The organism is Sphaerochaeta sp. S2 (genome assembly GCF_016406725.1).
Classification (GTDB): Bacteria; Spirochaetota; Spirochaetia; order Sphaerochaetales; family Sphaerochaetaceae; genus Sphaerochaeta.
In genome coordinates, this window is record NZ_JAEKNT010000532.1 from 1 (window position 1) to 3,090 (window position 3,090).

Genomic DNA, 3,090 nt, shown 5'->3' on the forward strand with positions numbered 1-3,090 from the left:
TTCTCTCGTAGGTGTTATGGTTATGATCGTAATGAGGAGGAAGGCCTCATCCTCAACATCGCTGAGGCCAGAATAGTCCTGAAGATCTTTGATTGGTACGAGCAAGGTTGGAGTATCGTGAGGATCAAGAAGGAGTTGGAATCCCTGAAAGTTCCCACTCCCACCGGCAAGAAGAAATGGCCGGTGAAGACGATCGAGAACATACTCACCAATGAGAAATATACCGGCACCTCCGTGTATGGAGAAACAGAGTCCGCTGATTTTCCTTCAACCAAGAGAAAAGCCCGTGACCCGTTCGAGGTCCATCGGTCACGCAACCATCACATCCCCATCATCCATGAACGACAGTTCAAACGCGTGCAGAAGCTGAAGGCAAAACGCTCCAACATCGAGGTTGATGAGCACGGGAACAAGGTCAGAAAGAGCACCCATTACAGTTCCAAGAAGGCTGTGACCAGGACGAAGAAAACCACCAAACCCCAAAACTAAATGGCATATTAATCAACGGTATTGTTGAAAATACGAGTGTGCGTACCTGTGATAAAAATTGACGAAATTGAGTAGTCTAAATTAATAAAAAACCTGAAAAACTGGTAAAATAACGAAAAAATAAGTGTTTACAAAACAAACACATGCATAGGGTAATCTTGTATCATGGGCAAGTTGTCATTGAAGGAAACCTGGTGAGGGATCCTGAGCGTGTCGACCTGGGAAAGAATGCCTGTGAGATGACAAAGTTCGCCATAGCCGTCAACCGGTTTTTCCGTAATGCGAAGGCAGAGGCGGTGGAGGAGGTGATGTTCATCACCGTACAAGCATGGGGCATATTGGCAAAGAACTGTCTTTCCTACCTGCAGAAAGGCAGGGGAGTGAGGGAGGTCGGGAGGCTTCGCCAGGAACGTTGGACCGACAAGGATGGGGGAAATCGGGAACGCATCATCGTGGTGGCTGAACATGTAGAGTTCAAGAAAGAACCAGGTGAACCTGCAAAGGCAGAAGCTACAGAGGAACTTGATGATCTGGATCAGGAGATTGCATCCTGATTGAATAGGGGAAAGTCATCTCATAAAGGAGACAGGAGAGGCAACATCGTATTACTGTGACAAGAGTATGTTGATGTTGCCAAGTGCAAGCCACAACGGATGCAGTCGAGGAGTAAGTGTCTCCAAGGCGAGCGTCATTACTTACAAAAGCGTAACCTATAGCGTAACCCTATCAAACTATAGGGCCGAGTGTATTAGTCTCACAACCATCGTCAATCTATGTAATCTTCAGATATTTCAATACCCCGGGAGACATCATGATGATATACTAAACGCCATAATAAATACTAACTTGGAGCAATTTAGAATGAATGCAGATATTTGCAAACTCAGCTATCTTTCCGATCCTGTAGATCCGGACACCATTAAGCGTATTGCATCTGGAATTGGTAACACATGGGATTTGTGTTTAGATGGTGACCAACAAATCCTGGATTGCAAGATTACTTCTGCACGTTGGGTAACCAATCAGAGTGCAATTGATTTATTAGGAGCCGACCCTGAGCTAGTAACTGACTATAAGGTGATTGAGGCTCGTTATGCTGTTTGGATGACAACTGATGAAGTAAGTGCCTGGGAGCCTGAGCATATCAATCGTGTTACTAACACGTTTTACACTTATATAAACGAAGAAGAAGATTTGACAGATCCAAATGGAATCGTGTGCATTCAGGAAATAGAGCATGAAAATATCGAAGGAAACATTGTACGCACTGAGTTGTCTGAGGAAGGAATATTGGAATTGTTAGACTCATTGGAAGGTGGAAAATTAAGCGGTGATTTCCCAGATATCGAGCCGGAAGATCTGCCTGATGATCTGCATCCTAGAATTAGGGAGATGCACAACCGGCTGCACGCTATCGCACTCCAGGAACAGTATGAGTTTGAAATGAGGGAAGCTGAAATCGATCGTGAAAGAAACCGTCTGACACTCGAGTTTGCCGGGAATAATTCTCACTGTTCTCATTATTCTCATATTGTTTTTTTATCGACCATCGCGTCCAAACTTGGGACTTACTACTTTGAAATCAAACTTTCGTACAAAGAAGGTGATAATTCTTGTTATCAGTTGGAAATTACTGCATACCCTCGTATAAAAGGGGCAATGGCAAAGTTATCGCCAGTTTGGATGAGATACTTTTACATCCCTCCTGTTAAAATTCAGGATGCAAGTAAATACTTGACAGATTGGGTGGCAGATTCTGATAACTTGGAATTGTTGCGTACTCTTCATTTTCAATCCCGAAGTGGTAATGAAAAGATGTAATTAGGACAAGTGGTTTTGGCCGAGACAAGAAACAATATGTAGTAGAGGGTTTTGTATTTCGGGCACGATTATACGGATAGTTGCATTATTAAATTTTTCCCTGTGCATGTTTCCGAAGGTTTCAAGTTACACAATACCTTTGATGTTATTTGCTTTCGCGGCTCGGGGAAGCCTTAAGCCGAATTCTTAAGTATTGGAAAACCTCAAAATGCCGCATTCTAGAGGGGTTTTTGCCCTTTTTACCCCAATAGCTTTGTATCATTTATCAGGTCAAGACATCACTCGGGTGAACAACAGTACTGTTTTTCATCCTCACTCAAACGAACAGATAGAACAAATAATGTAAATCGTGATTCTATCGTTTTTTTGGATTTGTCTGTTAGAAGCAAATCATTGCCGTCCTTCAAAAAATCTTTCACTTACTTACAATATTTGCCTATAGATAATTATGAAGGACGGTTAAATAGTGATTATTCAATCTGAGAGATATAGATTAAATGATACTCAAGATGTTAGCAAAATGGTTGGAGTATTAATAGTATGAGCTAAGACCTCTGTCAAGACAGGAAAGATAGAAAATAAGGAATTTCATGCTACCTGTTCTTTGGTATCGTCTTCCCCAACGGGGAAACATCCTTGTCTATAGACTTCATCCGGTATCTGATAATCCAGGCCTTGATGTGGTCGTTCACTATTGAAGGAAAAGATGAAGCTTGAGAGTCCTGCTTCCAATTCTTTCATTGTTCTCCAGTCGTGAAGGAAAATACATTCATATTTCAG

General features: G+C 42.2%; 4 protein-coding genes. 3 read left to right on the top strand and 1 reads right to left on the bottom strand.

All coding sequences use genetic code 11. From position 1 onward, the window contains the following. The 3 genes from JF818_RS15700 to JF818_RS15710 all read left to right on the top strand — a co-directional run. Positions 1 to 489 (top strand): recombinase family protein (locus JF818_RS15700; protein WP_198892986.1); only part of this gene is annotated, 489 nt, incomplete at its 5' end. A gap of 143 nt (positions 490 to 632) precedes the next feature. Beyond that, on the top strand, positions 633 to 1,043 hold the full coding sequence (locus JF818_RS15705; RefSeq protein WP_198892987.1) for a single-stranded DNA-binding protein: 411 nt from the start codon (positions 633 to 635) through the stop codon (positions 1,041 to 1,043). A 307-nt stretch (positions 1,044 to 1,350) separates the two neighbouring features. Further along, positions 1,351 to 2,310 (top strand): hypothetical protein, encoded by a 960-nt coding sequence (locus JF818_RS15710; RefSeq protein WP_198892988.1) that lies wholly within the window; start codon positions 1,351 to 1,353, stop codon positions 2,308 to 2,310. Positions 2,311 to 2,898: 588 nt separating this feature from the next. Here the strand turns inward: JF818_RS15710 and JF818_RS15715 are convergent. Further along, a partial coding sequence (locus JF818_RS15715; protein WP_198892989.1) for an integrase core domain-containing protein occupies positions 2,899 to 3,090 on the bottom strand: 192 nt, incomplete at its 5' end.